The following is a 2889-nucleotide window of genomic DNA, read 5'->3' on the forward strand; positions in this document are numbered from 1 at the left end:
CTTGACGCATTGGCATCGTGAGGTGTCTACCGCGACAACTCCGCGCCCGCCGCGCGCAAGACCCAGCCGCCCCCGTCCACCAACTCCTCCGGGAATCAAGGAGTTGGGCTACACCGGGAGCCTCGACCTGCTCTACCGCCACATCACCCAGGGCCGCGCCGAAGACGACAAGCAGGTCACCACCCCGCAGCGCTTCGCCCGCCTACTGCTCAACCGCCACGAGAGCCTGCGCGACAAGGACACCGCACTACTGCGAGAACTCACCGAATCCTGCCCCGAGATGACGGAACTTGCTCGGCCTACACACGAGTTCGCGCAGTTACTGACCCCGGCGGAGGGCAACGACACCAAGCTCACCGACTGGATCACCACAGGCCTTGCCGCCGGCCTGCCCCACCTGCACTCCTTCACGAACGGCCTCGAGCTCGACCGCGCCGCCTGCGACGCCGGACTCACCTCTCCCGTACCACAATGGCCGCACCGGAGGGCGTCAACACCCGAACCAAGCGGATCATGAGGCAGATAAAGGCCGTGCTGGAGCGGGCCCTGGATGCGGAGATGACCGGACACCTAGGCTACGAGAAGCACGACCCGGTCGGTCGCGGCTCGGCCAATAGCCGCAATGGGACCTCGCCGAAGACCGTGCTGACCGACGCAGGAGCGGTCACGGTAGCCGTTCCCCGGGAGCGTAGCGGGACCTTCGAACCGAAGCTGGTGCCCAAGCACGCCAGGCGTTTGGCAGGCTTCAACGAGCAGATCCTGTCGCTGTGCGCACGTGGCATGAGCGTGCGCGACATTCGCTGACACCTGGCCGCCATGTACGGCGTCGAGGTCTCGCCGGATCTGATCAGCAAGGTCACCGACGCGGTCGCTGACAAGCTCGCGGCCTGGCAGAACCGGCCACTGGACACGGTCTGGCCGATCATCTACATCGACGCCCTGTGGATCAGGTTCCGTTCCGGGTCGGTGGTCTCCAAACCGGTCTGGCTGTGGTGGTCGGGGACCGGCGCCACCGAGGCCGGCGTCGACCGCTGGGGTGAGGGCGAAGGCGCCACCAGGTGGATGCTGGTACTGACCGAACTGGGCAACCGCGGTGTGGAGGACGTGTGCATCGTGGCCTGCGACGGGGTCAAGGGCCTGCCGGAGGTGGTCACTGTGACCTGGCCGAAGGCCACGGTGCAAACCTGTGTGATCCATTTGATGCGGGCCATCGCTGCGGTTTGCCTCGAAAAGGGACCATTCTGCGCTGGCCGGCACTGAAGGCGATCTACACGGCGCCGACCGAGGAGGTCGCCGAGCAGGCGCTGGAGGGCTTTGCCGCCTCAGAGTTGGGCCAACGCTATCCGGCGATGGTGCGGACCTGGCGGATGTGTGGACCGAGTTCACTCCCTTGCTGGCCTTCCCGCCGGTGGTAGGGAAGGTGGTCTATTCAACGGGCTTGATCGAGTCGATCAACGCTTGGCTGCGGAAGACGACCGGCAACCGCGGCCACTTCCCCTCCGACCAGGCCGCGCTGAAGGTCCTCTACCTCGCGGTATGCGAACTGATCACCCCCAAGGACCGCGATCTCAACCACGTCGCGGGACACTGGAAGAAGGTGCTGAACCAGTTCTCACTGTTCTTCGAGGACTGGCTCAACGACCAGTAGAACCCGTGACGACCAGTAGAACCCGTGGACTTACACAAAGTCACTGACACACCCGGAATGGGCGAGCCACGAGTCGAACGCCTCCGTGGGGGCGTGGGCCCCGGTGAGGCCTTCGAGCCGCTTGACGGCGAGGTCGGTGAAATAGCGGTAGTTCGCAATCTCCGACCGGGGAGCCTGGCGTCGGCCGGTCGGAGTCGGAGGTCTACCTGAGTGCGCCGACCAGGGTCGCGAAGGCTCGTACACCGGGCAGCGTGCGGTCGTATCGGACCAGCCGGGAGGCCATGGCGTGCACAGCGCTGCGGCGTGCTTCTTGAGGGGCCGCTTTCCACCGCCTCGCAGCACAAACCCCGCCAATCTCCTGACGGACAGCTGTGCTGACCACCCCCGCCCCCGACAGCTCCTTGCTGACACCCATTAGGCCCTCTGCGAAGGCGCACTTACCGTATCCGCATTAGCGTGGAAGTCGCCCACCTCCAGCATTCAGGAGAAGAAAGAGGAACCGCAATGAAGATATCGACGTCATCGCTCTGCGCATGGGCCGTGCTCTCACTCGCGTTCGGTGCGCCTTCCGCGTACGCGGACACAAAAGGGGACAAGGATCGGCCGAACGTGGAGAACATGACTCTGACCTCGCGTCAGGTCGGTGGCACCTCCCCGGATGAGACGATTTCGGATCTGTTCGATGAGAGGGGGAACAAAATTGGGTTCTCCACAACCGACTGTACGGTCATCAAAGAGGCAGACCCTCGGGCGGTCCAATGCCATGGATCCTACGTACTGGAAGGGAGAGGTGAAATCACCTGGGAGAATGCGAATCGCGACCAGCGGCCTCCACATCTCAGAGCAATCACCGGGGGGACCGGAGAATTCTGCGAAGCCCGCGGGCAGATTCGCGTCATTCGCTATGTATCGGATCCTCAAGGAGGCGAGTATCAATTGAAGGTGATCAAGGGGCGAAAGTGCCCTGTTTGAAATCCTCCGCCCTCTAAAGGGTGCCCCTATGGTTTTCGTCAAGCCGTGACGGGTGCTGGGGGCTGGTAGAAGGTGCCGTCTCGGAGCATGGCGAAGAGTACGTCGATGCGCCGTCGGGCGAGGGCGACGATGGCCGCGACGTGGTGCTTCCCCTCGCGGCGTTTCTTGTCGTAGTAGCCTCGCCGTTTCGGTTGGGGTGATGAGGCGTCGTTGAGGGGGGAACTGTCGGGTGGCCGACAGGATTTCGGTGTTCGGACATGGTGGAGACC

2 protein-coding genes and 3 pseudogenes are annotated in these 2889 nt (G+C 63.9%); 4 read left to right on the forward strand and 1 reads right to left on the reverse strand.

All coding sequences use genetic code 11. The features are described 5' to 3' along the window. Positions 1–38 precede the first annotated feature (38 nt). From AB0M26_RS31700 to AB0M26_RS31715, 4 genes and pseudogenes are all read left to right on the forward strand, one after another. Positions 39–525, forward strand: a pseudogene (locus AB0M26_RS31700) (transposase); the annotation flags it as partial. Beyond that, a pseudogene (locus AB0M26_RS31705) lies at positions 514–1260 on the forward strand (IS256 family transposase). The pseudogenes AB0M26_RS31700 and AB0M26_RS31705, both read left to right, overlap by 12 nt. A 160-nt stretch (positions 1261–1420) precedes the next feature. Further along, the gene (locus tag AB0M26_RS31710) at positions 1421–1648 is read left to right on the forward strand and encodes a transposase (RefSeq protein WP_365266454.1); all 228 of its coding nucleotides are present in this window, start codon (positions 1421–1423) and stop codon (positions 1646–1648) included. A 504-nt stretch (positions 1649–2152) separates the two neighbouring features. Continuing rightward, positions 2153–2620: a hypothetical protein gene (locus AB0M26_RS31715; protein ID WP_365266451.1), complete on the forward strand. Its 468-nt coding sequence runs from the start codon at positions 2153–2155 to the stop codon at positions 2618–2620. Between the two features lie 38 nt (positions 2621–2658). On the opposite strand, the pseudogene AB0M26_RS31720 reads toward AB0M26_RS31715, so the two are convergent. Then, positions 2659–2889 (reverse strand): annotated as a pseudogene (locus AB0M26_RS31720) (hypothetical protein); the annotation flags it as partial.

The organism is Streptomyces sp. NPDC051776 (genome assembly GCF_040681345.1).
Taxonomy (GTDB): Bacteria; Actinomycetota; Actinomycetes; order Streptomycetales; family Streptomycetaceae; genus Streptomyces.

What these genes read in the sequence shown, in the direction of transcription:
- AB0M26_RS31715 (WP_365266451.1), top strand. Translation starts at nt 2,153, where the DNA reads ATGAAGATATCGACGTCATCGCTCTGCGCATGGGCCGTGCTCTCACTC.